25 protein-coding genes are annotated in these 25,786 nt (G+C 73.4%); 12 read left to right on the top strand and 13 right to left on the bottom strand.

Annotated elements, in window-relative coordinates; all coding sequences use genetic code 11:
• Positions 1 to 108: 108 nt before the first annotated feature.
• Positions 109 to 1,077, top strand: coding sequence for an epimerase (locus ACIQLL_RS08680; protein ID WP_402465575.1), 969 nt, complete (start codon positions 109 to 111; stop codon positions 1,075 to 1,077).
• Between the two features lie 13 nt (positions 1,078 to 1,090).
• Here ACIQLL_RS08680 and ACIQLL_RS08675 read toward each other — a convergent pair whose 3' ends face one another.
• Genes ACIQLL_RS08675 through ACIQLL_RS08660 form a run of 4 tightly spaced genes read right to left on the bottom strand, consistent with a single transcriptional unit; the run spans position 1,091 to position 5,952 of the window.
• Positions 1,091 to 1,654 (bottom strand): gluconokinase, encoded by a 564-nt coding sequence (locus ACIQLL_RS08675; RefSeq protein WP_402465573.1) that lies wholly within the window; start codon positions 1,652 to 1,654, stop codon positions 1,091 to 1,093.
• Position 1,655: 1 nt separating this feature from the next.
• Entirely contained in the window at positions 1,656 to 2,582 is a 927-nt protein-coding gene (locus ACIQLL_RS08670) for an NAD(P)-dependent oxidoreductase (RefSeq protein WP_402465571.1), read from the bottom strand.
• Positions 2,579 to 4,897: an alpha-xylosidase gene (gene yicI / locus ACIQLL_RS08665; protein WP_402465568.1), complete on the bottom strand. Its 2,319-nt coding sequence runs from the start codon at positions 4,895 to 4,897 to the stop codon at positions 2,579 to 2,581. Before yicI ends, ACIQLL_RS08670 begins: the two co-directional genes overlap by 4 nt.
• A gap of 53 nt (positions 4,898 to 4,950) precedes the next feature.
• Positions 4,951 to 5,952 carry a LacI family DNA-binding transcriptional regulator gene (locus ACIQLL_RS08660; protein ID WP_402466278.1) on the bottom strand — a complete coding sequence of 334 codons (1,002 nt, stop codon included), beginning with the start codon at positions 5,950 to 5,952 and terminating at the stop codon, positions 4,951 to 4,953.
• 183 nt (positions 5,953 to 6,135) lie between these two features.
• On the opposite strand from ACIQLL_RS08660, the gene ACIQLL_RS08655 reads away from it, so the two are divergent.
• Genes ACIQLL_RS08655 through ACIQLL_RS08645 form a run of 3 tightly spaced genes read left to right on the top strand, consistent with a single transcriptional unit; the run spans position 6,136 to position 9,183 of the window.
• Positions 6,136 to 7,344 (top strand): sugar ABC transporter substrate-binding protein, encoded by a 1,209-nt coding sequence (locus tag ACIQLL_RS08655; RefSeq protein ID WP_402465566.1) that lies wholly within the window; start codon positions 6,136 to 6,138, stop codon positions 7,342 to 7,344.
• A 52-nt stretch (positions 7,345 to 7,396) separates the two neighbouring features.
• A complete protein-coding gene (locus ACIQLL_RS08650) occupies positions 7,397 to 8,356 on the top strand; it encodes a carbohydrate ABC transporter permease (protein WP_402465563.1) in 960 nt (319 codons plus the stop codon).
• Between the two features lie 8 nt (positions 8,357 to 8,364).
• Positions 8,365 to 9,183, top strand: a complete 819-nt coding sequence (locus tag ACIQLL_RS08645) for a carbohydrate ABC transporter permease (protein WP_402465561.1) — start codon at positions 8,365 to 8,367, stop codon at positions 9,181 to 9,183.
• 33 nt (positions 9,184 to 9,216) lie between these two features.
• On the opposite strand, the gene ACIQLL_RS08640 is transcribed toward ACIQLL_RS08645, so the two are convergent.
• Positions 9,217 to 9,642, bottom strand: a complete 426-nt coding sequence (locus ACIQLL_RS08640) for a hypothetical protein (RefSeq protein ID WP_402465559.1) — start codon at positions 9,640 to 9,642, stop codon at positions 9,217 to 9,219.
• Positions 9,643 to 9,750: 108 nt separating this feature from the next.
• Here ACIQLL_RS08640 and ACIQLL_RS08635 point away from each other — a divergent pair, with 108 nt between their 5' ends.
• Positions 9,751 to 10,347 (top strand): DUF998 domain-containing protein, encoded by a 597-nt coding sequence (locus ACIQLL_RS08635; RefSeq protein ID WP_402465556.1) that lies wholly within the window; start codon positions 9,751 to 9,753, stop codon positions 10,345 to 10,347.
• A gap of 10 nt (positions 10,348 to 10,357) precedes the next feature.
• On the opposite strand, the gene ACIQLL_RS08630 is transcribed toward ACIQLL_RS08635, so the two are convergent.
• Entirely contained in the window at positions 10,358 to 11,281 is a 924-nt protein-coding gene (locus ACIQLL_RS08630; protein ID WP_402465553.1) for an NAD(P)-dependent oxidoreductase, read from the bottom strand.
• A 19-nt stretch (positions 11,282 to 11,300) separates the two neighbouring features.
• The gene (locus ACIQLL_RS08625; RefSeq protein WP_402465550.1) at positions 11,301 to 12,647 is read right to left on the bottom strand and encodes a carboxylesterase family protein; all 1,347 of its coding nucleotides are present in this window, start codon (positions 12,645 to 12,647) and stop codon (positions 11,301 to 11,303) included.
• A gap of 177 nt (positions 12,648 to 12,824) precedes the next feature.
• Here ACIQLL_RS08625 and ACIQLL_RS08620 point away from each other — a divergent pair, with 177 nt between their 5' ends.
• Positions 12,825 to 13,109, top strand: coding sequence for a hypothetical protein (locus tag ACIQLL_RS08620; protein WP_402465547.1), 285 nt, complete (start codon positions 12,825 to 12,827; stop codon positions 13,107 to 13,109).
• 31 nt (positions 13,110 to 13,140) lie between these two features.
• On the opposite strand, the gene ACIQLL_RS08615 is transcribed toward ACIQLL_RS08620, so the two are convergent.
• Positions 13,141 to 13,806, bottom strand: a complete 666-nt coding sequence (locus ACIQLL_RS08615) for a PAS and ANTAR domain-containing protein (protein WP_402465545.1) — start codon at positions 13,804 to 13,806, stop codon at positions 13,141 to 13,143.
• 181 nt (positions 13,807 to 13,987) lie between these two features.
• On the opposite strand from ACIQLL_RS08615, the gene ACIQLL_RS08610 reads away from it, so the two are divergent.
• Positions 13,988 to 14,758, top strand: a complete 771-nt coding sequence (locus ACIQLL_RS08610; protein WP_402465542.1) for a PAS and ANTAR domain-containing protein — start codon at positions 13,988 to 13,990, stop codon at positions 14,756 to 14,758.
• A gap of 13 nt (positions 14,759 to 14,771) precedes the next feature.
• Here ACIQLL_RS08610 and ACIQLL_RS08605 read toward each other — a convergent pair whose 3' ends face one another.
• Positions 14,772 to 15,536: an SDR family oxidoreductase gene (locus tag ACIQLL_RS08605; RefSeq protein ID WP_402465540.1), complete on the bottom strand. Its 765-nt coding sequence runs from the start codon at positions 15,534 to 15,536 to the stop codon at positions 14,772 to 14,774.
• Positions 15,537 to 15,636: 100 nt separating this feature from the next.
• Between ACIQLL_RS08605 and ACIQLL_RS08600 the strand changes: the two genes are divergently transcribed.
• Both ACIQLL_RS08600 and ACIQLL_RS08595 read left to right on the top strand, forming a co-directional pair.
• Positions 15,637 to 16,509, top strand: coding sequence for a helix-turn-helix transcriptional regulator (locus ACIQLL_RS08600; RefSeq protein WP_402465538.1), 873 nt, complete (start codon positions 15,637 to 15,639; stop codon positions 16,507 to 16,509).
• 62 nt (positions 16,510 to 16,571) lie between these two features.
• On the top strand, positions 16,572 to 18,359 hold the full coding sequence (locus tag ACIQLL_RS08595) for an ABC transporter ATP-binding protein (RefSeq protein ID WP_402465535.1): 1,788 nt from the start codon (positions 16,572 to 16,574) through the stop codon (positions 18,357 to 18,359).
• Positions 18,360 to 18,392: 33 nt separating this feature from the next.
• Here the strand turns inward: ACIQLL_RS08595 and ACIQLL_RS08590 are convergent, their stop codons facing one another.
• Entirely contained in the window at positions 18,393 to 18,662 is a 270-nt protein-coding gene (locus ACIQLL_RS08590) for an acylphosphatase (RefSeq protein WP_402465532.1), read from the bottom strand.
• 72 nt (positions 18,663 to 18,734) lie between these two features.
• Here ACIQLL_RS08590 and ACIQLL_RS08585 point away from each other — a divergent pair, with 72 nt between their 5' ends.
• From ACIQLL_RS08585 to ACIQLL_RS08575, 3 genes are all read left to right on the top strand, one after another.
• The gene (locus tag ACIQLL_RS08585; protein ID WP_402465530.1) at positions 18,735 to 19,184 is read left to right on the top strand and encodes a MarR family winged helix-turn-helix transcriptional regulator; all 450 of its coding nucleotides are present in this window, start codon (positions 18,735 to 18,737) and stop codon (positions 19,182 to 19,184) included.
• A gap of 101 nt (positions 19,185 to 19,285) precedes the next feature.
• Positions 19,286 to 19,714 carry an organic hydroperoxide resistance protein gene (locus ACIQLL_RS08580; RefSeq protein WP_402465528.1) on the top strand — a complete coding sequence of 143 codons (429 nt, stop codon included), beginning with the start codon at positions 19,286 to 19,288 and terminating at the stop codon, positions 19,712 to 19,714.
• An 89-nt stretch (positions 19,715 to 19,803) separates the two neighbouring features.
• Entirely contained in the window at positions 19,804 to 22,239 is a 2,436-nt protein-coding gene (locus tag ACIQLL_RS08575; protein WP_402465526.1) for a beta-glucosidase, read from the top strand.
• 32 nt (positions 22,240 to 22,271) lie between these two features.
• Here the strand turns inward: ACIQLL_RS08575 and ACIQLL_RS08570 are convergent, their stop codons facing one another.
• The 3 genes from ACIQLL_RS08570 to ACIQLL_RS08560 form a co-directional block, all read right to left on the bottom strand.
• Positions 22,272 to 23,108: a PucR family transcriptional regulator gene (locus ACIQLL_RS08570; RefSeq protein ID WP_402465524.1), complete on the bottom strand. Its 837-nt coding sequence runs from the start codon at positions 23,106 to 23,108 to the stop codon at positions 22,272 to 22,274.
• A gap of 69 nt (positions 23,109 to 23,177) precedes the next feature.
• On the bottom strand, positions 23,178 to 24,629 hold the full coding sequence (locus ACIQLL_RS08565) for a LuxR C-terminal-related transcriptional regulator (protein ID WP_402465521.1): 1,452 nt from the start codon (positions 24,627 to 24,629) through the stop codon (positions 23,178 to 23,180).
• 140 nt (positions 24,630 to 24,769) lie between these two features.
• Positions 24,770 to 25,666: an alpha/beta hydrolase family protein gene (locus tag ACIQLL_RS08560; RefSeq protein ID WP_402465518.1), complete on the bottom strand. Its 897-nt coding sequence runs from the start codon at positions 25,664 to 25,666 to the stop codon at positions 24,770 to 24,772.
• Positions 25,667 to 25,786 lie beyond the last annotated feature (120 nt).

Below are 25,786 nucleotides of genomic sequence, written 5' to 3'. Positions count from 1 at the left end.
CCCCGGGCGCCGGACCATGAGGGAATTCCCGCGACCTTCCGCCCGGGGTGGGGGAGATCACGTACGCGCCGCGGCGACAGCGGCGCGGCGCGTCGCTACCGTGCGGACATGACCGAGCGCCCCCGAGCCGTCGTCGCCGGCTGGACCGGATTCATCGGGCGGCGCCTCGTCGCCGACCTCGCCGAGCAGGGGTACGACGTCGCCCGGGTCGGCCGCAGCGGACCGGACGCCCGGTGGGACGACCCGGCCGCGGTCGCCCGGCTCGTGGACGGCGCGAACCTGCTCGTCAACCTGGCGGGCAGGAGCGTCGGGTGCCGGTACACCGACGCCAACCGGGACGAGATCCTGCGCTCGCGGGTGGAGACGACCCGGCAGCTGCACGACGCCGTGACCGCCGCGCAGCACCCGCCGTCGGTGTGGCTGAACGCCAGCACGGCCACCATCTACCGGTACGCCGTCGACGGTCCGCAGACGGAGTCGGACGGCGAGCTCGGCGAGGGGTTCTCCGTCGACGTCGCCCGTGCCTGGGAGCGCGAGCTGTTCGCGGGTGAGCTGCCGGGCACCCGCCGGGTGGCGCTGCGCATGGCGATCGTGCTCGGCGGCCCCGCCTCGGACCTCCTCGCGCGCGTGACCCGCCTCGGGGCGGGCGGCCCCCAGCTCGACGGCCGGTGGTTCCAGCACCGGCGCTACCGGGGCATCGGCGCCGACCCGACCGGCGGACCGGTGCCGATGCACCGCTCGCACGGCACGCAGCGGTTCTCGTGGATCCACATCGACGACGTCGTCACCGCCGTCCGGTTCCTCGTCGCGCGAGCGGATCTGGACGGGCCGGTCAACCTGGCAGCGCCCGGTCCCGTCGACAACCGCGCGCTCATGGCCCCCCTGCGCCGCGTCGTCGGGATGCCGATCGGGCTGCCGGCACCCCGGTGGCTGCTCGAACCGGCGATGTTCGTGCTCCGCAACGAGTCCGAGCTGGTGCTCAAGAGCCGGTGGGTGGTGCCCGAGCGTCTCGAGGCCGCCGGCTTCGCGTTCCGCTGGCCGCAGCTCGGTCCGGCGCTCGACGACGCGGTCGGCTGAGCCTCCCGCGACGTCACACCCGGTACTGCTCGGACCGGGGTCTGCTCGACCCCGGGTGCGCTCCCAGGATCCAGGTGGCCGCCTGCTCGACGACGACGTCCGGAGCGTCCGTGATCGCCACCGTCATGCCGGTCTCGTCCGCCTCGAGCGGTTCCAGGGTCGCCAGCTGGGAGTCGAGCAGCGTCGTCGGCATGAAGTGGTCCGCCCGGGCGGCCGTGCGCTCGTGGAGCACCGCGCGGTCGCCGGTCAGGTGGACGAGCACGAGGTCGCCGCCGGCGGCTGCCCGCAGCGTGTCACGGTACCGCCGGCGGAGCGCCGAGCAGGCCGTCACGACGGGGGTCCCGGCGTCGGCTCCTCGGGAGATCGCGGCACCGACCCGGGTCAACCAGGGCTCGCGGTCGCCGTCCGTCAGGGGTTCGCCGGACGACATCTTGGCGACGTTCGCCGGTGGGTGCAGGTCGTCGGCGTCGACGAAGGAGCCGCCGAGGCGTGCGGCCAGCAACGCGCCCACCGTGGACTTCCCGCTGCCGGAGACACCCATGACGACGACGCCGTGCGCGTCGTGCCGTCCCAGCACGTCAGTACCCCGTGGCTGGGTCGACGGCGCCCACGAACGGCTCGCCGTCGACGAACCGGCGCAGGTTCTCCACGACGCGGCGGCGCAGGAGCGGCTCCACCATCGCGGAGGTGTCCGCCGTGTGCGGCGTGACGAGGGCCGTCGGCAGGTCCCACAGCGGATGGCCGTCCGGGAGCGGCTCGGGGTCGGTGACGTCGAGCGCGGCCGCGCCCACCTGCCCCGAGCGCAGTGCGGCGACCAGGGCGTCGGTGTCGACCAGCTCGCCCCGTGCGATGTTGACCAGGACCGCTCCCGGCTTCATCCCGGCCAGCTCGGCCGGGCCCACGAGGGCGCGGGTCCGGGCCGTCAGGGCCGCCGCGAGCACGACGACGTCCGCGTGTGCCAGCTCCTCGACCAGGTGCTCGCCGGTGGTGACCCGGACCGCGCCCGGCACGTGGTCGGGCCGCCGCCGCACCACGACGTTGTGGGTTCGGAACGGGGCGAGCAGGTCGAGCAGCGATCGTGCGATGCCGCCCGCGCCGAGGACGAGGACGTGGGCGTCGAACAGCGACGTGCCCGCCTCGGTGCCCCAGGACCGTGCGCGGGCACGTTCGGGCAGGCGCCGCAGTGCGGCGAGCACCAGGGCGAGCGCGTGCTCGGCGACCGGCTCGGAGAACGCCCCCTTGGCCGACGTCCACCGGATCCTCGGATCCAGGACTCCGCCGTCGAGGTAGGCGTCGACCCCGGCCGAGGGCAGCTGGACCCATCGCGCACGCGGTGCGAGGGTCAACGTCTCGGCGAGCCCGGCGGCGCCCCCGGGCCCGAACCACAACAGCCCGTCGGTGTCGGCACCGACGTCGACGAAGCGGCCCCCCGCCTCCCGGACGGCGTCCTCGAGCCAGTCCGGGGCGTGCGGCGCAGCGCTGATCGCGGGAGCTGCCTGCCTCATCGGGACACCTGTGCGCGCCCGGAGGTGGCCTCGGCGTGGTCGCCTCCCAGGATCCGCAGCGACCAGCCGGCCTCCTGGGCGGACTCGGCGACGAGGGCGCCGCCGTCGGTCCGCACGGTGAAGGCGACGGTCGACCCGTCGACCCCGGCTACCTCGATCGTGCGGGTCAAGTCGGCCCCGGGGCCGGGGTGCACGAGGAGGGTCAGGCCGTCGAGGTGGTCGGCGTCCGGCCGGTCCTCGTGCCGGCTGAACGGGATCACCGCACCGGGCCGGACGTAGACGGGCAACGAGTCGAAGGCGTGGTTCTCCCGCACCCACCGGCCGCCTCGGACGACCTCTCCGGTCAGCAGGCCGACCCAGTCGCCGTCCGGCAGGTAGAGGTCCACGTCGCCCGCGGCGTTGAACACCGGTGCGACCAGGAGGTCCTCACCGAGCATGTACTGCCGGTCGAGGTGGGGCACGGACGGGTCGTGGGAGAACTCCAGCAGCATCGGGCGCATGATCGGCACGCCGGTGCGGTGCGCCGTCGTCCCTGCCGCGACCAGGTACGGCGCGAGGCGGTTCTTGAGCCGGGCGAACTTCCGCGTGACGGCCACGGCGCTGGTCGGGTCGGACTCGTCCTCGCCGAACATCCACGGGACCCGGTACGACCCGCTACCGTGCATGCGGCTGTGGCTGGACAGCAGGCCGAAGGCGGTCCACCGCTTGAACACCCCGGCGTCGGGTGTCATCTCGAACCCGCCGATGTCGTGGCTCCAGTAGCCGAACCCGCTGAAGGCGAGGGAGAGCCCGCCGCGCAGGGTCTCCGCCATGGAGGCGTACGACGCCGTGGAGTCGCCGCCCCAGTGGACCGGGAACTGCTGCCCGCCGGCCGACGCGGATCGCGCGAAGAGCACGGCCTCGCCCGTGCCGCGCTCCTCGGCCAGCACCTCGTGGACGGCCTTGTTGTACAGGTGCGTGTAGTAGTTGTGCATGCGCTCGGGGTCCGAGCCGTCGAAGTACGCCACGTCGACGGGGATCCGCTCCCCGAAGTCCGTCTTGAACGCGTCGACGCCCTGGCGCACGAGGCGGCGCAGGTGGTTCTGGTACCACGCGGTGGCGTCAGGGTTGGTGAAGTCCACCAGCGCCATGCCGGCCTGCCACCGGTCCCACTGCCAGACGCTCCCGTCGCGGTTCCTGACCAGGTAGCCGCCCGCCATGCCCTCGTCGAACAGAGGGGACTGCTGGGCGATGTAGGGGTTGATCCACACGCAGACCCGCAGGCCCCGGTCGTGGAGCCTGGCGAGCATGCCCTCGGGGTCGGGGAACACCCGGTCGTCCCACTCGAAGTCGCACCAGTTGAACTCGCGCATCCAGAAGCAGTCGAAGTGGAACAGGCTCAGCGGGATGTCGCGGGAAGCCATGCCGTCGATGAACGAGGTGACCGTGTCCTCGTCGTAGTCGGTGGTGAAGCTGGTGGACAGCCAGAGGCCGTAGGTCCAGGCCGGGATCTCGGCCGGCCGGCCGGTCAGGGCCGTGTAGCGCTCGAGGATCGTCCTCGGGTCCGGTCCGTAGATCACGAAGTACTCGAGCACCTCGCCCGGCACGGAGAACTGCACCCGCTCGACGGCCTCGGACCCGACCTCGTAGGAGACGTGACCCGGGTCGTTGACGAAGACGCCGTAGCCGGCGTCGGTCAGGTAGAACGGGACGTTCTTGTAGGCCTGCTCGCTGGACGTGCCGCCGTCCTCGTTCCAGATGTCCACGGTCTGGCCGTTCTTGACGACGGGTCCGAACCGCTCTCCGAGCCCGTAGACGTGCTCGCCGACACCGAGGTCGAGCTGGTCGAACATGTAGCTCGTCCGACCGTCGCGCTCGAGCTGGACGGGGCCGTGGTCGACGGCCGCGTCGGCGGAGACGTCGACCCACGCGGCGGACTTGCCGCCGCTGCGGGTGAGCTGCTCGCCCCGTGCGCGGAAGGAGAGCTCCCAGGACGCCCCGACCGCCAGGTGGGCGCTGAGCTCACCGGCGGTGAACGTGGCCTCACCGTCGGTGACGGTGGCCTCGCCCACGCCCTCCTCGGTGTCCAGCGCGAAGCGGAACGGCTCGGCCGTGCCCCGGTGGTGGGTGTGGCGCACGCGGATGACGCCGTCCATCGGCGCGGACAGCTCCGTGGTCAGGACCGGGAGGTTGAGCACGTCGCCGCGCTTGCGGACGACCTGGGTGGGCGCGATGGCACGCAGCGCGTGCTCGCCCGCCGTGATGCGGTCGATCTCCCGGGCGTAGTGGATGCCGACCCCTCGCCGGGCGTGCCAGAAACCGTCGGTGAACTTCATGCGGGGACCTTCCCGGTGGTGGTTCGGTGATGTGTCGGAGGGGGTGGGCCGCGTCAGCGCGGTGGGGCCGTGGATCCGGCCAGCCGCAGCTCGCCTCCCAGCAGCAGCTGCAACGCCGGCAGCGAGGGTTCGGCGAGCCGGTCGATGAGGGCGTCGACGCTGCGTCGGCCCAGCTCGGGCCCGGGTGCGACGACGGCGCTGACGGCCGGGTCGGCGGTGGAGATGGCCTCGGACGAGGTCGCCACGCCCAGTACCGAGACGTCGTCGGGGACGGAACGGCCGCCGGCCACGAGTCCGTTGACGAACCCCGACAGCGCGGCCTCGTTGAGCGCCAGGACGGCCGTGACGTCCGGATGCGCGGCGATCAGGCCGTCGGCGGCGCGGTGGCCCGAGCGTGGGTCCTGCGGTGCCCGGACGACGACGGCACCGAGGTCTCGCTCCGCAGCCAGCCGGAGGTACGCCTCCTCGGTCCGGGTGATCGGACCGTACCCGGACCAGGAGGGGGAGCCGAGGTCGCCGAGGAAGAGGGCCGTCCGGGTGTGACCGAGATCGGCGAGGTGCTCCAGGCCGACGGCGACCATCCCCTCGAAGTCCATGTCGACGAAGGCCAGTCCGTCGGGGCGCTCGGTCCGTCCGACGAGGCCGAACGGGACCTGGCGGTCCCGCAGCACGTCGACGCGAGGGTCCTCGGCCGTGACCTCCATGAGCAGCACGCCGTCCACGAGGCCGCCGGAGACGTAGTCGTCGAGCTGAGCGGCGCCGGTCACGGGCCACAGCACGACGTTGAAACCCCGCTCGGTCGCCGCGGCCGCCGCCGCGGTGACGATGCTGAGGGCCGCGCTCCCGAGCCGGTGCTCCAGGGCGGGGAAGACGAGCGCGAGGATGCGACTGCGCTGGCTGGCGAGCGCCCGCGCCAGCACGTTGCGCCGGTAGCCGAGGTCGGCCATCGCCGTCTCGACCCGGGCGCGGGTGCTCGCCGCCACGGGCTTGGCACCGTTGACGACGAACGAGACCGTCGTCAGGGAGACCCCGGCTCGGTCAGCCACGTCCTGCATGGTCACCACGGCGGGTCCTCTCGTCGGGGTCGTCGGTCGGTTCCGGCCTCGATGATCACACATCGGAGGCGGGCTGGTAAAGCGCTTTGATCCACGTTACCGTACCGGAGGTAAAGCGCTTTGACCGAGGCGGCACCCGTGCCTACCCTCGACAGCACACCACCGAGCGAAGGAGCTTCGACAGTGCGACGGAACCACTGCGCGACAGGTGCGGCGTCGGCCGCTGCCGTCGTCCTGTGCCTGTCGGCCTGCAGCGGCCAGGCACGGGCGGGCGACGACACCCTCGTGGTGACCGACACCATGTCGGCCACCAGCGCGCCCATCTACGAGGAGATCTACGACGCCTGCGCGGCAGAGGTCGGCATGGACGTGCAGGCCAACCACGTCGCCGGCTCCGGGCTCATCGCGACCGTGCTGCAGCAGGCCTCCTCCAGGACGCTGCCCGACGTGCTGATGCTGGACAACCCCGACGTGCAGCAGATCGCCTCGTCGGGGGCGCTGAGCCCGCTGACCGACCACAGCATCACGGGTGCGGGATATCCCGAGGGCGTGCTCGACGCGGGGACCTACGACGGTGACCTCTACGGCATCGCCCCGGTGGTCAACACGATCGGGCTCTTCTACGACGTCGACGCGCTGGACGAGGCCGGGATCGAGCCGCCGTCCACCTGGGACGAGCTGCGGGAGGCGGCGGCGGCACTCACCGAGGGGGACCGCTACGGCATCGCGTTCAGCGCGACGAACACGTTCGAGGGGACCTGGCAGTTCCTCCCGTTCCTGTGGAGCAACGGAGGATCGGAGGACGACCTCGCCGCGCCCGAAGCCGTGGAGTCCCTCGAGTTCGTCGACGACCTGGTCGACGACGGCTCTGCCTCCTCCGGCGTCGTGAACTGGTCGCAGAACGACGTCAACGACCAGTTCATCGCCGGCAAGGCCGCCATGATGGTCAACGGGCCGTGGAACATGCCGAGCCTGGAGGAGGCCGAGGGGCTCGACTACTCCTCGGTCCCGCTCCCGGTGCCCGAGGAGGGTGACACGCTCCTCGCCCCGCTCGGCGGCGAGGCCTTCACGGTCCCGGACACCGGCAACCCCGACAAGATGGCGAGCGCCGGCGCGTTCGTCGAGTGCGTCACCACCGGGAAGAACCAGCTGACGATGGCGACCGGCCGGGGTGCGGTGCCGGCCGACAGCGACGTCGCGGCGGAGGCGGCGCGTGAGAACCCCACGGTGGCCACCTTCGTGGACTCCGTGCAGACCGCGCGGGCGCGGACCGCCCTGCTCGGGCCCGACTGGCCGCAGGCGGCCACCCAGATCTACACGGCCGAACAGCTTGCGCTGACCGACACCGAGTCGCCGGCGGACGCGCTCGAGCGCGTGGCGGCGCAGGACTGATGCGCGGCGCACCCACCGGGCCGACCCGGACCGATCGAGAGGACGGACGACGATGACCACCACCCTCGCTGCCGGACCGCAGGGCGTCGTGACGTCCTCCCGGTCCGTCCCCCCGGCACGGCGGCGTGCCCGACGGCGGGAGCGGACCACCCAGTGGCTGTTCCTCGTGCCGGCGATCGCCTACGTGCTGATCTTCTTCGGCTACCCGATCGTCAAGAACCTCGTGATGGGGTTCCAGGACTACTCGGTGCGGACCTTCGTCACCGGGGAGGCGCCGTGGGTCGGCCTGGCGAACTATGCCGAGGTCGTGGGCAGCGGGATCTTCCGCACGACGGTCGTCAACACGGCACTCTTCACGCTCGGGTCGATCGCCGGGCAGTTCGTGATCGGCCTGCTGTTCGCGCTGTTCTTCAAGCGCCGGTTCCCGCTGAGCAACGTGCTGCGCTCCCTGCTGCTGCTCCCGTGGCTGCTCCCGATGATCGCCGGCAGCGCCGTGTGGCGGTGGATCCTGGACCAGGACGGCGGCATCCTCAACGAGACGCTGCGCTCGATCGGGCTCGTCGACGACCCGATCCAGTGGCTGACCAGCCCGGACATCGCGCTGGTCGCGGTGGTCCTGGTCAACGTCTGGGTCGGCATCCCGTTCAACATGACGCTGCTGTACAGCGGTCTGCAGAACATCCCCGACGAGCTGTACGAGGCCGGCGCCCTCGACGGCGCCACCGGCTGGAAGGCGTTCCGGCACATCACCTGGCCGAGCCTGCGCCCGGTGGTGAACGTCGTGCTCGTGCTGGGCGTGATCTACACGCTCAAGGTGCTCGACATCATCCTGGGCCTGACCGGCGGGGGGCCGGCCAACGCGACGCAGACGCTCGCGACCGACTCCTACCGCCGCTCGTTCCAGGAGTTCTCGTTCGGCACCGGTGCCGCCGTGAGCAACGTGCTCATCGTGGTCTCGCTGGTGTTCGCCGTCGTCTACCTGCGGGCCAACCGGCACGCCGAGGATGAGTGAGGTTCCCGATGCTGCACAGGACCACGTCCCGCACCCTGCCGAACACGATCCTCGGGATCGTGCTGCTGGCCTTCATGCTGTTCCCGGTCTACTGGATGGTGAACGTCTCCCTGCAGGGCGGCAGCACCGCGGCGAGCAGCTCGTTCTTCCCGACGGACATCACGTTGGACGGGTACCGGACTGCCGTCGCGGACCAGACCGGCAACCTGCTGACCAGCATCGTCGTGGCGCTCGGGGCCGTCGTGGTGTCACTGGTCGTCGCGACGCCGGCCGCCTACGCGCTGTCCCGGTTCCGGCTCCGCGGCATGGGCGTCTTCCTGTTCGCTCTGCTGCTGGCGCAGATGATCCCCGGCATCGTCATCGCGAACTCGCTGTACACGCTGTTCAACGACCTGGGGCTGCTGAACTCCTACCCGGGACTGATCCTGGCCAACGCGACCCACGGCATCCCGTTCGCGATCCTCATCATGAGCGCGTTCATGCGCTCGATCCCTCCGGCGCTGACCGAGGCGGCACGGGTCGACGGCGCGAGCCACTTCCGGGCGTTCTGGTCGATCATCGTGCCGGTGAGCAAGAACTCCCTGATCACCGCCGGGCTGTTCTGCTTCCTCTTCGCCTGGAGCGACTTCATGTTCGGCCTGACGCTCACGACCGGCGCGGACATCAAGCCGATCACGCTGGGGATCTACGACTACCTGCAGGGCAACGTGCAGAGCTGGGGACCGGTCATGGCCACGGCCGTGATGTCCGCCGTGCCGGCCATCGTGCTGCTCGTGCTCGCCCAGCGGCACATCGCTGCCGGCGCGCTGGGCGGCGCCGTCAAGTAGCGGTCGGGTGAGGTCCCGACGCCCGCGGGCGTCCTACCCGCAGCTGTCGCAGACGCCCGTCGCCGGCAGCGCCATGAAGCACGTGGGGCACACCGGGGTCGGCTTCTCCGGCTCGGCGGCCTGGCGCGGCCTGGTGGCGCGCGGGGCCCGCTGCGGAGACCGCCGGGCGGGCGCCGCCGCCCGGGCTCCGCTCACCTCGAAGCCGCGCTTGCCCAGCAGCGTCCCGACCGCGACCTTGCCCCCGCCCATCTCCTCGGGGAGCGCCGCGCGTCCGGTGGCGTAGCGGTGCGCGACAGCGAGGATCGCGGTCGCGTCGTAGGTGGCCCCGGCGTGGGTCAGGGTGACGCCCGGCGTCGGGGTGAACCCGTAGAGCTTGAGGAACGCACCCGCGCCGCGGTCGTCGTGCTCGGCGATCGCCGAGAGGACGTGCGGACGCGTGACGGAGCTGAAGGTGGCCATGCTGCGAGACTAGGCCACCCACCTGAGCGCCAGGCGGCCTGCGGGTGCACGGCGCGCGTCCGGCGGTGCGACGTTCGTCTCACGGCGTCCGCGGTGGGACCCTGAAGGGTGTCCAGGTTCGTCTCGGTCGTCGTCGTGCTCCTGCTGGTCGCGAGCGCGCTCTGCTTCGCGCTGGTGCCCGTGGTCGTGCCCGACTCCTCCGACGTGGTGCGGGACACCGTGACCCTGGCGGGCGCCCAGGGCGTGCCGGGAGCCTGGCTGGCCCGCACCGGGTTCGTGCTGCTCGGGGCCGCCGTCCTGGCCGAGGCCGCCCGCGACGGCGACGCCTGGGGACCCGCCGGCCGGGCCGCGCACGCCGTCTTCGGCGCGGCCACCGTCTCGATGGCCGTCTTCTCGGCGAGCCCGGGGCGCGGAGGCGCGAGCGACGCCGTCGAGGCCTCGCTGCACACCTGGGCCGCGACCGTCGCCGTGGCCGCCTTCGTCGTCGGTGTGCTGGCCGTACGGATCCGCCGTGGCACCCGGCCGGGCCCCGTCGGGGTCCTGGACGTCGCCGCCCTGGCCGCGGCCGTGGTGCTGGCGCTCGCCGCGGAGACGATGCCGGCCGGCGCCGGGGTGACGGAGAGGCTGCTGCTGACCGTCGGGCTGGTCTGGTACACGGTGGAAGCGGTCCGGCAGACGCGGATCGGGGCCGCAGAACCGTCGTAGCCGCGGCGGGTCAGTACCCTGCGACCGGGTCGACGACGCCGTCGAGCGGGTCTCCCCGCACGAACCGGCGCAGGTTCACCTCGATGCGGTCGCGCAGCAGCGGCTCGACCATCTCGGGGGTGTCCGCGGTGTGCGGCGTCACGAGGGCGCCGGGCAGATCCCACAGGGGGTGGCCGTCCGGCAGCGGCTCGGGATCGGTGACGTCGAGCGCGGCGGCGCCGAGGTGACCCGACCGCAGGGCCGCGACGACGGCGTCGGTGTCGACCAGACCGCCCCGTGCGACGTTCACCAGGGTCGCCCCGCGCCGCATGGCGGCCACCTCGGGGGCTCCCACCAGCGACCGGGTCGCGGGCGTCAGGGCGGCCGCGAGCACCACGACGTCGGCCCGGGCGAGCTCGGTGGTGAGGTGCTCCGCCGTGACCACACGGTCGGCCCCCGGCACGGGGTCGGCGCGTCGGCGCACCACCACGCTGCGGGTGCGGAACGGGCGGATCAGCTCCAGGAACGAGCGGGCGATGCCGCCGGCGCCGAGGACGAGCACGTCGGCTCCGTAGAGGGACGTACCCGCCTCGGTGCCCCACGAGCGGGCACGGGCCCGCTCGGGCAGCCTGCGGAGCGCGGCGAGGGTCAGCGCGAGCGCGTGCTCGGCGACGGGTTCGGCGAAGGACCCCTTCGCCGACGTCCACGTCCGGTGGTCGTCCAGGAGCCCGGCCTCGAGGCAGGCGTCCACACCGGCGGACGGGAGCTGGACCCAGCGCACCGCCGGTGCGGCGGCCAGGGCGGGACCGAGCCCGTCCACGCCGAGGGGTCCGAACCACAGCAGCCCCGCCGTCTCCTCGCCGAGCGGGACGAGCCGCGCGCCGGCGTCGCGGACGGCGTCGGCGACCCAGCCGGGAACCTCGGGGGCGGCGCTGATCGCGGGGGAGTCGGGCATGCGGGTCCTTCCAGGGGGTTCAGTCGACGTGCAGCAGGTCGGGGACGTCCGTCGGTGGGCGACCCGACCGGGCGAACTCGGCCCACGCGGCGCGCAGCGGGGGTCCCCAGGTGCGCAGGTCGGCGTCCTCCCGCCCGGCCAGGACGGGGACGCCCTGCCATGCGGCGGCGTCGCCCAGCAGCAGCGGCAGCTCGGTGGCGTGCGCCGCGCGCAGAGGGTGGTGGCCGGGCCCACCGAGAAAGGTGTACCGCACCGCGCGGCCGCCGCCGCGCCGGTGGCGGTCGACGAACCGGTCGGCGGCCCGGCCGTACACCGCCGCGGTGAGGGCGCTCACGGCGCCCTCGAGCAGCAGGCCCCCGACCACGGGGGCCCGCTCGCCCGGGGTGCGTCCGGCGAGGAACAAGGCCGCCTCCCGGGCGTTGGTGCCGACGAGGACCTCGACGTCAGCCGCCACGCGGGCCCACACCGCTTCGCGCCGGTCCTCGGACGGCAGGGGTGCGAAGCCGTACTGCGGGCCGAACGGCATCGCGCCCCGCAGGCCGTGGCGCGGGAGCACGCGGCGCGTCACGCGTTGCTGGGCGGCGAGCAGCACACCGAGCGGTGCGTCGTCGGGAACCTGCCGCAGCGCGCGGGCCATCGTGGCGTTCATGGCGGCCCGCCGCCGGGAGATGCCCAGGGGTGCGCTCTGGATGATCGCGCGGTGGAAGAGCCCGGGGCCTTCGGCGGTCAGCAGCAGGTGGGCGACGGCGTCGCCACCGGCCGACTCTCCCATCGCGGTGACGGCCGCGGGGTCACCGCCGAACGCCGCGATGTTGCGTCGCACCCACCGCAGGGCCGAGAGCAGGTCGAGCAGGCCGAGGTTGGCGGGTCGGACCTCGTCGCCGAGGAACCCGAGCACCCCCAGCCGGTAGGTCACGGCCACGACGACGAGCCGCTGCTCGCGGACCAGCGACGCCGGGTCGTAGCTGATGGCGTCCCCGGCACCGCTGACGTACGAGCCGCCGTGGATCCACACGATCACCGGGAGGTCCTCGCCGGGGGCGGCGTCGGCCGGTGCGGTGACGGTCAGGCGCAGACAGTCCTCCGACGGCGGCAGCGGCCGGGACGAGTCCGGACCGAACACGTCGAGCCCCAGGGGATCGGGCGGCTGCGGTGCCGACGGCGACCAGCCGGTGGCGTCCACGGGCTCGGTCGAGCGCGGCTCGTCCACCGGCGGGCGGAACCGGTCCGCGCGGGCGTAGCGCACCGCGCCGGCGCGCAGCAGATCACCGTCCAGGCGCGCCAGCAGCTCGCCCGCCGGACCGTGCACGACCCGCGTGCCGTGCACAGGTGCCGACCGTGGTGCGGGTGTCGCGTGGTGCGTCACGTGTCCTCCTTCGTCGTGCCGCGGCGGCCGTGCCGTCGCCGGGCACCGCACCAGGGTTCCAGCCGCCGCCCGATTCCTCGACCGCGAACTCTCGCCGCGCGCACCCGGTGCGGTGGTGACATGCTGGGCAGTCGTCCGGTCCAGCAGGGAGGCCGTAGGCAACTCTCAGGAGCACAGGTGACCGGAACGGTACTTGCGAGGAGGACGACCGACCGCCAGGAGATCCGGCGGTGGGTCGAGAGCAACGGCGGAGTGCCGGCCCGCGCACGCGGGAGCGCGGTGGCCGGTGGGTGCGCGCTCAGGATCGACTTCCCGGGCGTCGCAGCCGAGGAACAGCCGGAGCACGTCGACTGGTCGACGTGGTTCACCGCCTTCGACGCCGCGGGTCTGGAGCTCGTGTACCGGCCCGGCGCGGACGGCGAGGACGGGCGCGGCACCTACTTCCGGCTCGTCCCGCGGTGACCGCTCGTCCGCTGCGAGGGCACGGCTGCGCTCACGACGCCGGGCCGGAGTCCTGGCGCAGGGTGCGCAGGTACTCCAGGACCGCCTCGCGCGCCGGCGGTTCGGCCTCGCGCGCGGTGGTCATGAGGTCGGACGCCAGCTCCCGCAGCGGGGTGTTGGAGTCGTTCGAGAGGCGACGCATGATCCCGAACGCCTTCTCGTCGTCGACGCCGAGGACCATCATCAGGACGCCCTTGGCCTGTTCGATGTCACGACGGCTGAGGGCCGCGGCGCGGATGGAGACGTCGGCCTCCGCGGCGGCCATCTGCCGCACGGACGCCGTGAGGTCGAGGGTGTAGCCGTCGAGCTCGACCACGCGCCCGGCCTCGTCGCACCGGGCCGATCCGACCGTCGAGACGACGTGACCGGTGCCCTGGGCGTCGACGACGCGATAGATGAGACCGAAGGGCTCGTCCGCGCACCCGGCCTTCTCGAGCGCCGCGGCGATGCGCTCCCGGTCGTCCGGGTGGACGTGGGACAGCACGAGCTCCGTCGTCGGCACCACCTCGCCCGGATCGAACCCGTGCAGGCGGTAGAGCCGGTCGGACCACCACCAGGCACCGGTCCGCACCGTGATGCGGAACTCACCGACGGCGGTGGACACGTCCGCGCGCGACCGGGACTTCTCGAGCGTGCCGTCCTGGGGGACCGTCGTCATCGTCTCTCCTGCGGGCAGTGGCACAACGGCCGTGTCACGAATGGTGGTCCGACGATACGCCGGACGCTCCGGGTCGGACAACCAGCCGTGCGACGGGTTGGCGCGCCGCAGGGACGGGGGTTAGCGTCGGTGGGCGAGGTCAGGAAGCGGCTTCGGACTTCGAACGGACGGAGACCGGACCATGGCCTCGATCACCCCTGTACCCACGACCTCGACGCGAGGCTCGGACCCCTTCGTGGTGCCGCGGGAACCCGGCACCGGACCGATCACCGTCGAGGAGTTCGCCTCCGGTGTCGCCGTCGGGACCGGACTGCTGGTCGGTCGGTACCACGTGGACCTGACGGCCGGCCGCTGGTGGTGGTCGGACGAGATCTGGACCATGTACGGCTACCGCCCCGGCGAGCTGGAGCCGGGCCTGGACCTGCTGCGACGGCACCAGCACGCCGGTGAACGGGACCGGGTGATCAAGGATGCGCTGCACTCGCTGCACTCCGGGCGGGCTTTCGCCTGCTCCCACCGGATCGTGGACGCCCACGGCCGCAACCACTGTCTCCTCGTCACCGGTCAGGCGCGCAGCTCGGGCACCGGTCCGAGCCGGATCGTCGGGTACGTCGTCGACGTCACCCCGGTACGCCAGGAGGCCGTGGAGCAGCAGACGCGTCGCGCGATCGACGCCGCCTACGTCTCCGCCGCCTCGATCGAGCGGGCCAAGGGCGTGCTCATGGCGGTGCACGGCATCGACGAGGACAGGGCCGAGGACATCCTCGTGCGGGAGTCCGGGGTCACCGGTGCCGGACTGCGCGACACCGCGGCCCAGGTGATCTCGCACCTCTCACGCGGGGACGGCCTGGGGGACCTCGCCGTCGACGGCCTGCGGGAGGCCTTCGCCGTGGTGACGCCGCAGCGCCGCCCCCACATCCGCGACGCCCACCTGGCGCGCCGGCGGACCTGACCCGCGCTGCGTGTCACCGCCCGTGCGGGTCGTGCGCGTTGAGGGTGCGCAGGACCTCGTCGTAGGTCCCGCGCGCCTCGGCGTGGCGCAGGAACCCGACCCGCTCGACGAGGACCTCGGGGGCGCCCGGCTGCGTGCGCAGCAGCTCGATCACCTCGGTGACGAACTCCTCGAGCGGCATCGCGATCGGGTTCTCGCGCTGGCCGGGCATCAGATCGGTGGCGACGGCGGGCGGCACGATCTCGACGACGTCGACACCGGTGTCCGCGAGCTGCAGGCGCAGCGCCTCGCTGAGCCGGTGGACGGCCGCCTTGGACGCGTCGTAGGAGGGTGTCGCCGCCAGCGGGACGAACGCCAGGCCGGAGGAGACGGTCACGATCGTCGCGCGGGGGCGGCGCTGCAGGTGCTCGACGAACGCGCCGATGAGCCGGATCGGCCCGAGCACGTTCGTGACGATGGTGCGTTCGGCGCTGGCCAGGAAGCCCTCGGGGCGGTGCCAGTCCTCGACCTGCATGATCCCGGCCATCGCGACGATCGTGTCGAGGTCCGGATGCCGTCCCAGGACGGTGCGGGCGGCGTCGTCGATGCTCGCCGGGTCCGTGGTGTCGATGGTCACGGTGTCGATCCCGGGGTGCTCGGCCGCGATCTGCGCGAGCCGGTCGGTGCGGCGTCCGCCGACGACGACGGTGCTGCCCTGGTCGTGGAGCGCGACGGCGAGGGCGAGGCCGATGCCGCTCGTGGCGCCGGGGATGAAGACGGTGCTGCGGGTGATGTCCATGGCTCGAGCCTGGACGCGCCGACGGGTCCGGAACAGGCCTCACGGAACGGGGGACCCGCGATCCCTGGCACCGGGCCGGCCGGGCGGCGACGATGGGGCCATGGACCGTCCCGCTCTCGCCGAGTTCCTCCGGCGTCGCCGAGAGGTGCTGCAGCCGGCCGCTGTCGGTCTGGCGCCCGGGCTACGGCGTCGTGCCCCCGGGCTGCGGCGCGAGGAGGTGGCACTGCTGGCGACCATGTCGACCGACTACTACACCCGGCTGGAGCAGCAGCGGGGCCCGCAGCCCAGCACGGACATCCTCGGTGCGCTGGCCCGCGCCCTGCGGCTGACCGACGACGAGCGCGACTACCTGTTCCGCACCGCGGGCCATCCCGCTCCGGTGCGAACCGTCGACGCCGGTCGCGTGGCGCCGGCGCTGCAACGGGTGCTGGACCGGCTCGACGACACCCCGGCGCTGATCCTCGGGCCGCTGGGGGAGACGCTCGCGCAGAACGATCTCGCCCGGGCCCTGTACGGCGACGTCGAGACCTTGCGCGGGTGGGAGCGCAGCGAGATCTACCGGTGGTTCGCCCACCCCGACACGGCACGCGCCGTCTACCCGGTCGACGACCGTGACCGCCAGGGCAGGGCGCTGGTCGCGAGCCTGCGGGCAGCGCTGGGACTGCTGGGTCCGCGCTCGCGGGCCGCGGCGCTGGTGGACGTGCTGACGGGACTGAGCGAGGAGTTCTCCGCGCTGTGGGAGCGTCAGGAGGTGGCGCGGCGGTTCGTCGACCACAAGGTGCTGATCCACCCGGTGGTCGGCGAGATCGAGGTGGACTGCCAGGTGCTGCTGACCGAGGACCGTCTCCAGGCCCTCCTGGTGCTCACGGCCGCCCCGGGGACGGTCGCTGCCGAGAGGATCCGGCTGTTGGGCGTGGTCGGCACGCAGGACCTCGTCCCGCGGACGGTCGGCGAGCAGGACGACATCCCCTGACGGAGGGGCACCGTGGACGGGCACGTGCGCGCGCGGGCGTCCGAATCGATACGATGGCACCCATGCGCAGGAAAGCCCTTACCGCCCCGCGCGGCATCGACGGTGTCGACGGCGACCATCCGATCCGCTCCATCCTGCGGCTGCTCACCGCGCAGCCACGACGCCTCGGCGTGGCCCTCTACGCGTTCGCGATGAAGGAGATCCCGCTGTGGTTCCTGCCGGTGATCACCGGTTCCGTGATCGACATCGTCGCCGACGACGGCGACGTGAGCTCGGTGCTGATCTGGTTCGGCGTCGCCGTCGTGCTGCTGGCGCAGAACTATCCCCACCACATCCTGTACACGCGCAGCTTCATGACGGTGGTGCGCGACACCGGCGTCCGGCTGCGCAACGCGCTGGTGGAACGCCTGCAGACGCTGTCGATCGGCTACTACGCGCGCTCCAGCGCCGCACTGGTGCAGTCCAAGGTGGTCCGCGACGTCGAGAACGTCGAGATGATGCTGCAGCAGGTCACCCACCCGTTGCTTTCCGCGGTCATGGTGCTCGTCGGCGCCATCTCGATGACCGCGATCCGGGTCCCGGAGTTCCTGCCCGTCTACGCGCTGGTGATCCCGACGGCGCTGCTCATCCGCCGCACCATGGCCCGGCGGTCCCGGACCCGCAACGAGCAGTTCCGCCGGGAGATGGAGGGGTTCGCCACGCAGGTGGGCGAGATGGCCTCCCTGATCCCGGTCACCCGCGCGCACGGCCTGGAGCGCACCGCCACCACCCGGGTGGCGACCGGCGCGGACGACGTGCGGCGTGCGGGGCTGGACCTCGACATGCTCAACGGACGCATGCAGTCCCTGTCCTGGGTGTCGATGCAGTTCCTCGGGGTCTTCTGCCTGGTGCTCGCCGCGACCGTGTCCTTGTCCGGCGTCATCGCCATCACCCCGGGTGAGGTCGTGCTGCTGTCCACCTACTTCAGCCTCCTCACCCAGGGGCTGACGCAGGTGCTCAACCTGGTGCCCGTGACGGCACGCGGTGTGGAGTCCATGCGGTCGATCGCCGAGGTGCTGGCCGAACCCGACCTCGAGGAGAACGAGGGGCGCCGGCCCGTCGAGGAGGTCACGGGTCGCCTCGAGCTGGACCACGTCTTCCACCGCTACCCCGAGGCGCGGTCCGACGCGCTGAGGGACATCGACCTGGAGATCCGACCGGGCGAGACGGTCGCCTTCGTGGGGCCGTCCGGGTCGGGCAAGTCCACGTTGCTCAACCTCGTGCTCGGCTTCGTGCGGCCCACCGGGGGACGGATCCTGCTCGACGGCCAGGACATGAGCGAGCTCGACCTGCGCACCGTGCGTCGGCACGTGTCGGTCGTCCCGCAGGAGTCGGTGCTCTTCGAGGGGTCGATCCGTGACAACGTGGCCTACGGCCTGGACGAGGCCGACGACGTCCGGGTCCGTGCGGCGCTGCGCGACGCGAACGCCCTGGGTTTCGTCGACGAACTGCCGGACGGTTGGGACACCGTGGTGGGGCAGCGCGGCGCGCGCATCTCGGGCGGGCAGCGCCAGCGCCTGGCCATCGCGCGGGCGATCGTGCGCGACCCGAACATCCTCTTTCTCGACGAGGCGACCAGCGCGCTGGACCCCGAGTCCGAGGTCGCGGTGCGCGACGCGTTGGACCGGCTGATGGCCGACCGCACCACGCTCGTGGTGGCCCACCGGCTGTCCACGGTGCGGCAGGCCGACCGGATCGTGGTGCTCGACCACGGCCGGATCGTCGAGGTCGGCCCCCACGCCGACCTGCTCGCGCGCGGTGGTCGCTACGCCGCCCTGCACGCGGCGCAGGAGGGCGGGCTCAGCGCGTAGCGGCAGGTGGGCGCTCCTGCCGGCCGGAGGTGCTCAGCGGACGGCGAACCCGTGCTCGCCCCGCGGGGCGACGGCCCGGACCTCGGCCCCGGTGACGTGCGCGCCGCGCGGCCCGGACCGCAGGAAGTCCGCCACGCGTGCCACGGCGTCGTCGGGCCCCTCGACCTCTGCCTCGACCGCGCCGTCGGGCCGGTTGCGCACGTACCCGGCCACGCCGGCCTCCTCGGCGAGCCGTGCGGTCGCGTACCGGAACCCGACGCCCTGGACACGACCTCGGACGACGGCGTGGACGCGGGTGGTCATGCGTCCAGCGTAGGCACGTCGCACAGGCGATGATGCATTGCGCGCAATTGAATTGCATGCCATGCTCGTCTCATGCCCGACGCCGGCGCCTCGAAGGCCCTCGACCCGCTGCTGTGCTTCGCCGTGTACTCGCTGGAGCGCCGCATCGGACGTCTGTACGCCGACCTGCTGGCGCCCTGGCGGCTGAGCTACACCCAGTACCTGGTGATCACGATGCTCGGGTCCAACCACGGCGTGCCGCTCACCGTGGGCGAGCTCGGTCGGCTGCTGGACCTGGACTCGGGAACCCTGTCGCCCCTGGTCAAACGCCTCGAAGGTCGCGATCTGGTGCGTCGGGAGCGCAGCGCGCGCGACGAGCGCATCGTGTCGGTGCACCTCACCGACGCCGGGCGCGCGATGCACGCCGAGCTCGCCGACGTCCAGCGCTGCCTCGCCGACCGCCTGCCGCCCGAGACCGCGGCGGCAGCCGACCTCAGGGCCCGGCTGCACGAGGCGAACCAGTTCCTGGCGCACCGGCGCTGACCGCACCGCGCGCGCCGGGCTGCTACGACCGCCCGGCGGGGCCCGATCGCGAGGGCCACGCCGGGGGACACCCACCACAGCACGACGAGAGGAACCGCATCATGCCGCAGACCACCGCCTACACCGCCGAGGCCCTGTCCACCGGGGCCGGCCGCGACGGCCACGTGCGCAGCGACGACGGCCGCATCGACCTCGAGATGGCGATCCCCAAGCCCATGGGTGGCTCGGGGGAGGGCTCCAACCCCGAACAGCTCTTCGCCGCCGGCTACGCCGCGTGCTTCCACTCGGCGCTGCAGGGCGTCGCACGCTCGCAGAAGATCGCGATCGCCGACACCTCCGTCGGCGCGCGGGTGCACATCGGCCCGAACGGGCAGGGCGGCTTCGAGCTGGCCGTCGAGCTCGAGGTGGTCGTGCCCGAGCTCCCGCGCGAGCAGGCCCAGGCGCTCGCTGACGCGGCCGAGCAGGTGTGCCCGTACTCCAACGCCACCCGCGGCAACATCGACGTCACGGTCACCGTCGTCGAGGGCTGAGGTCGGCTCCGCCCGCGGCCGGGAGGTCAAGGCCTCCCGGCCGCGGGCGGAGATGCTCGCCGTGCGACGCACCGCGTACAGTGTTCCGCGTGAGTGAACGAGGTGCAGGTATCGGCGAGGTCCACAGCTCCGACCAGCTGGCGCAAGGACGTGTCCAGCTGCGGTCCAGCGAGACGTGGATCCCGGACGCGATGGGTGAGGTCAGCCGCCGTGCGGCGGCCGAGGGGATCGTCCTGCTGAAGAACGACGGCGCGGTGCTCCCTCTGAGTGGGAGCGCTACCATCGCCGTCTTCGGGCGGGTGCAGCAGGACTACTTCGCCGTCGGCTACGGCTCGGGCGGCGACGTGCGCCCCCCGTACCAGTGGAACCTGATCGACGCGCTGCGCGACCGCGACGGGATCACCGTGGACGACGAGCTCGACCGCCGGTACGCCGACTGGTGCGCCGAGCACCCCGTGGACCCGGCGCCCGAGTGGGGCACCTGGCCGCGTTCGCACCCGGAGATGCCCCTGAGCTCCGAGGACGTCGCGGCCGCCGCGAGCCGGTGCCCCCTGGCGCTGGTGGTCGTCGGACGCGCCGCCGGAGAGGCGCGGGAGCAGGCCCTCGAACCGGGCAGCTTCTACCTCACCGACGACGAGCGCCACCTGCTGTCCCGCGTGACGGAGGCGTTCGAGCGCACCGTCGTCGTGGTGGACACCGGCAACGTCGTCGACCTGTCCTGGACGCGCGAGTACGCCGTCGACGCCGTGCTGCTGGCGTGGCAGGGTGGCATGGAGTCCGGCCGGGCCGTGGTGGACGTCCTGACCGGCGCGGTGCCGGCCGGCGGGCGGCTGACGGCCACCGTGGCCGACGCCTACGAGCACTACCCGAGCGCCGGTCACTTCGGCGACGCGGACGTCAACGAGTACGTCGAGGACGTCTACGTCGGCTATCGCTACTTCGAGACGTTCGCGCCGGAGCACGTGCTCTTCCCGTTCGGCTTCGGCCTGTCGTACACCACCTTCGACGTCGGCCGGGTGGACGTGGAGTCCGACGGCGGTGCCGTCGTCGTGCGCGCCACCGTCACCAACACCGGCGCCGTGCACGCCGGCACCGAGGTGCTGCAGGCCTACGTCGCCGCCCCCCACGGCCTCCTCGGCCGGCCCGCCCGCCACCTGGCGGCGTTCGCCAAGACCCGTGAGCTGGCGCCGGGCGCGTCCCAGGAGCTGGAGCTGCGGTTCGACCTGGACGACGTCGCCGCCTACGACGACGCCGGCGTCACCGGCCACCGGTCCGCCCACGTCCTGGAGGCGGGCCGCTACGAGATCCTGCTGGGCACCGACGTCCGTGCCGCCCGGGCCGTCGGCGCCGTCGACCTGGACGCGTTGCGCGTGGTGCGCGAGCTGACCGAGGTCGCCGCCGTGCGCCCCGAGCACGCCTTCGAGCGGCTGGTGGCGCGACCCGGCGAGGACGGCCGGGCGACCGCGGGCCACGAGAAGACCCCCACCGCCACCGTCTCGCGTCGCGAGCGCGTCCTGGACGGCCTGCCGCCCGCTCTGGAGCGCACCGGCGACCTCGGCATCACGCTCGACGACGTCACGGCGGGCCGGGCCGACCTCGACGCGTTCGTGGCCCAGCTCGACGACGACGAGCTCGAGGCCCTGAGCCGGGGCGACTTCGTCATGGACTCGCCGCTCGGAGCGGCCGGGAACGCGGGTGCCCTGGGTGGGACGGTCGCCGCTCTGCGGGACAAGGGGGTGCGCGCCCTGACCACGACCGACGGGCCGGCCGGCATCCGCCTGGCCACGCACACGGCCCTGCTGCCCTGCGGCACGGCGCTCGCCTCGACGTGGAACCCCGGGCTCGTGGAACGCCTCAACGAGCTGCTGGCCGCCGAGATGGCCGCGAAGGGCTCCGACATCCTGCTCGCACCGGGCATGAACATCCAGCGCGACCCGTTGTGCGGACGCAACTTCGAGTACTTCTCCGAGGACCCCCTGGTCACCGGCACCATGGCGGCCGCCACCGTGCGCGGCATCCAGCACGACGGGCTGGCGGCCTGCCCGAAGCACTTCGCGGCCAACAACCAGGAGGCCAACCGCGAGTACAACGACTCCCGGGTGTCCGAACGCGCCCTGCGCGAGATCTACCTGCGCGGGTTCGAGATCTGCGTGACGCAGGCCGCGCCCCGCACCCTGATGACCTCCTACAACAAGATCAACGGCACGTGGGGGCACTACCACCACGACCTGGTGACCACGGTGCTGCGCGGCGAGTGGGGGTTCACGGGCGCGGTGATGACCGACTGGTGGCTGCGCGAGAGCGTCGACCCGGACTTCCCGGCCCTGAGCAACGACGCCTATCGCGTGCGCGCCCAGGTGGACGTCAACATGCCGGGTGCCTGGAGCCGCGAGGACGACCACGGGGACGGCTCGCTGCTCGCCTCGCTCGCACGACCGGACGGCATCACGCTCGGCGAGCTCCAGCGCACGGCGCGCAACGTGCTGCGCCTGGTGCAGTCGCACCCGGTGCGCGCCGACGGCTGACGGCGCGGGGCCCGCGGCCGGCGGGCGTCGTCTCAGGACGTCCCCGGCAGACGGTGCGCACGGACGGCGAGGGTGAGGTCGACGAGGTCCCGCGGGCTGTCGACCCGACGGCCCGTGAGGCGTTCGAGGCGCCGCAGCCGGTTCGTCACGGTGTTGCGGTGGCAGCCGAGGTCCGCCGCTGCGGTGCGCGTCGACCCGTCGGCGGCCAGCCAGGCGGTGAAGGTGTCCAGCAGCACCTCGCGCTCGGCCGGGTCGGTGGTCGCGAGCGGTCCGAGGACCTGCGTGCCGAGCTGGAGGGCGAGCTCCGGGTCCGCCGTGAGCAGGGCGGTGGGCAGATGGTCCGCGAGGTCGGTGCGGCCACCGTCGGCGGCGCACAGCGCGAGGGCGGTGTGCGCCTGACGGCGGCCGTCGGCCAGGCCGGCCAGGCCCTGCACGGGCAACCCGGCCCCGAGTCGCACGCCGGGGGGAAGGTGCGGGACCCGATCCGTCGCCGACCGGGCGGGCGGCGTCGACGAGCTGCCGCCCTCGGCGAGCAGGACCAGGGCGTGCTCGACCGGTCGCGAGCTGTGCCAGTGCACGCGCAGGCCGGACCCGCCGACCGTGGCCCGTCCGGCGGCGCGCGCCGCCGGACCGCCGCCGTCGAGCGCCACGACCTGGTAGAGACCGTCGACGGGAAGCCCCAGCAGGGCGGACGCCGCACGCAGGTCGGCCACGAGGCAGGAACCGTCCAGGAGCGAGGCGACGAGCCGGTGGCGCGACCGGTCGGCGTCGCGGCGCGGTGCCGGGCGCGCGGGGGAGCGGGAGGCCCCGGGCCGCGCGGCGAGGGCGGGCGCACGCACGGCGGTGAGCTGGGCGGTGACGTCGGGCATGACTCCTCCTCGCGGACGACGCCGGTGTCGTCCACCAGGGCACAGCATGGCATACCGCCCGGTCGGTCTCTAGGTCGACGGCGGGTCGTGCTCCGGAGGCAGGAGCCGGGTCAGCTCGACCCGGGAACGCACCTGGAGCGCGACGAAGATGTTGCGCAGGTGGCAGTCGACGGTCCGTACGGAGACCGCGAGGCGCTCGGCGATCTCGCGGTTCGTGTCCCCGGCCGCCACGCAGCGCGCGACGCGCAGCTGGTGGGGTGTCAGGGACCCGACGGCGTCCGGTGCGGGGGCGTCCTGGACCGCGCCGGCGGCGCGCAGCTCGGTGCGGGCGCCCCGCGCCCACGGCTCGGCGCCGCACCGTTCCAGCAGGCGCAGGGCGTCGCGCAGGCGATCGCGCGCGTCACCCGGGCGGCGGTGCCGGCGCAACCACATGCCGTGCAGCAGCAGGGTGCGAGCCGTCTCGAAGCCGCCACCGACCTGCTGGTGCGCCGCGTGCGCCCGGCGGTAGAGGTCGTCGGCCTCGGCGTCCGCCGACGCCACCAGGGCGCGGCACCGCAGCTCGAGCGCCGGGCCGTGGGGATCGGCGGCCGAACGGCTCCATCGGGTCAGCTCCGGGATCGCCGCGCGGGCCGTCGCGTCGTCGCCGGCGAGCATCGCTGCCTCGACGAGCAACGGCAGCACCAGCCCCCGCAGGGCGAAGTGCGCCCCGCCGTCGGGGTCCGCAAGCAGCGAGCCGATCCGGGCCGCGGCCTCGGCCGCCCGGCCCTGCGCGAGCTCGGCACGGCCGAGCGCCCACTCGGCGAGCGTCACGGGCTGGGCCAGTCCGTGCCGCCGTGCCGTGGCCAGTGCCGCGTGCGCGTGCTCGCGGACCTCGGCGGAGGTTCCCTGCACCGACGCCGTCAGCGCCAGGACCGCGTGGTGGTGCGCGGCGGTGTTGGCCCGGCCCGTGCGCAGGGCCGCCCGCAGGCCTCGTGACGCGTGCTCACGGGCCAGGGCGTGCCGTCCGGCGCGGAGCTCGGCGTAGGCGACGTACTCGGTGGCCCGCGCGACCATGGCCTCGTCACCGTCCGCGCGGGCTGCCGCGAGAGCCCGGGCGCCGGTGTGGCAGGCGCTGCCCACGTCCCCGGCCAGCAGCGCCGCCGCGACGCCGATCAGCAGCGACTCGCCGTCCGAGGTCGCACGGACCTGCTCGACCACGCCGGCCAGGAGCGGGGCCGCGTCGCCGGGGCGTTCGACGAGCAGCGCGAGCATCCCCGCGAGGTACTCCTCGCGCGGCCCGTCGGGCGCTCCGGGACGGGACAGCGCCGCGGTCAGTGCCTCGACGCAGGCGGGGTGGTCGCCCGCCGTCCAGGCGGCCCCGACGGCGGCGACCGTGGCGGCCAGCGCCGGGACGGGATCGGCGGCCAGGGACGCGCGCGCGAGGCAGAGGCTGGCGTAGGCGTCGGGTGCGGGACCGTCCGCCTGGAGCCGCAGCCCGCGCACCAGCTCCGTGCGTCCTCGTTGTGCCGCCGTCGTCCTCATCCCGCGAGACTAGGTCCCCGGGTGCCGGCCGCCACCCGTCCTTGTGTGCCGGCACCTGAGCCCGTCCGGGGCGGTGTGCCGACGCACAGCCGCGGGCGGCCGCACCTGGTGCGACCGCCCGCGGCGTCGTGCGTCGTGGCTCAGAGCGGGCAGGAGCTCTCGTACGCCTGCACGTCGGAGAACAGTCCCGTCGACGGCCCCGGGCAGAGGAACTGCGTGTAGCGGGTGTCGTCGTCCACGTAACGCTTCAGCCAGGAGATCGAGTACTTCGCGATCGTGGTGTTGGACAGGTTCGGCGCGAAGTGGCTGGCGCCGTCCAGCTCGAGGTAGGCCTTGGGGAGCGAACCGGACAGCGAGTCGTAGAACGGCTCCGCGTGGGACTGGTGCGGGGCGATCGTGTCGTTCTCCGCGCCGAAGATCAGCGTCGGGGTGGTGATCGAGGACCAGTTCTTCTTCAGGTGCCAGGGGGTCATCGGGATGGCCGCCTTGATCGCCGGGTTGTCGTCGACGGCGCGCAGGGTGCCGCCGCCGCCCATCGAGTGACCCATCAGGGCGAGGCGGTCGGGGTCGATCCGGTCGGCGACGTCGCTGGAGTCCGTCAGGTAGTCCAGCGCCGCCTGGAGCTGGTCGGCCCGGGAGTCGGGCTGGTCGTAGATCGTGTTGGTGTCGATCGTCATGACGACGAAGCCCTGGGAGGCCAGGCGCGGGCCGAGCCAGGCGATCGAGCTCTCCGTGCCGGTGTACCCGGGGGAGATGACGACGGCGCCGAAGTCGCCGTCGGACGTCGTCGACGGGTAGTAGATGGTGCCGCCGCCGAACCCGCGGACCCAGCTCGAGACGCTGCGCTGGGACACGGAGTAGGAACCGCGCGTGGCCTCGATGCTCGACTCGGAGGGGTTCGGTCCCCGCTCGTAGGGGTTGTCCGCGGCGCTGGCCACCGGGCCGGCCGCGACGCCGACGCCCACGGCGACGGCGAGGGAGGCCAGGACGCCGGTGAGGCGCTGACGCGTCCGGGACCTGCTCAGGGTGTGCTGCATGGCTCGTCCTCTCTGACGGGGCGTCCGCCACCCGGCCGTCGTCGGCGACGACCGGGCGCTCGACGGGCGCCGTTGCTGCTCGATCACCATCGGACGCGGTCGGCGGCCACGGCATCGGCA

It is taken from the genome of Isoptericola aurantiacus, assembly GCF_044769875.1.
Lineage (GTDB): Bacteria > Actinomycetota > Actinomycetes > Actinomycetales > Cellulomonadaceae > Isoptericola > Isoptericola aurantiacus.
This window is presented reverse-complemented; position numbering and strand designations above follow the sequence as displayed.